1 protein-coding gene is annotated in these 503 nt (G+C 39.4%); it reads left to right on the top strand.

Annotated elements, in window-relative coordinates:
• A partial coding sequence (gene tnpA / locus AC0NJP_RS18285; RefSeq protein WP_474700708.1) for an IS200/IS605 family transposase occupies positions 1-396 on the top strand: 396 nt, incomplete at its 5' end.
• Between the last annotated feature and the right edge of the window lie 107 nt (positions 397-503).

Below are 503 nucleotides of genomic sequence, written 5' to 3' on the forward strand. Positions count from 1 at the left end.
CCAAAGTATAGGAGAAAGGTATTTTACAAGGAAAAACGGCAAGAGATACGAGAGATACTTAGAACGTTATGCCAATGGAAAGGCGTAGAGATAATGGAAGGCGAGATATGCCCAGATCATATACATTTGTTGGTTAGTATACCGCCGAAAATGAGTATATCGGGATTTATGGGATATTTAAAAGGGAAAAGCAGTTTAATGATATTCCAAAAGTTTGGGAATATGAAATTTGCGTATAGGAATCGGGAGTTTTGGTGTAAAGGATATTATGTAGATACGGTAGGAAAGAATACAAAAGCGATAACGGAGTATATAGCAAATCAGTTAAAGTCGGATAGAGAGGCAGACCAATTAAGTATGTTTGACCCAAGAGACCCGTTTACGGGTAGCAAGTAAAAGTTGCATGGCTGGCAGGCCAATAAAAAGCGCATTTATGCGCAGCCAGTTTAAAAGGGCTATGCCCGAAAATGAAAAACCACCCGCTATGCGGGTGGATATTTATT

This window comes from Pelorhabdus sp. sgz311002 (assembly GCF_056134285.1).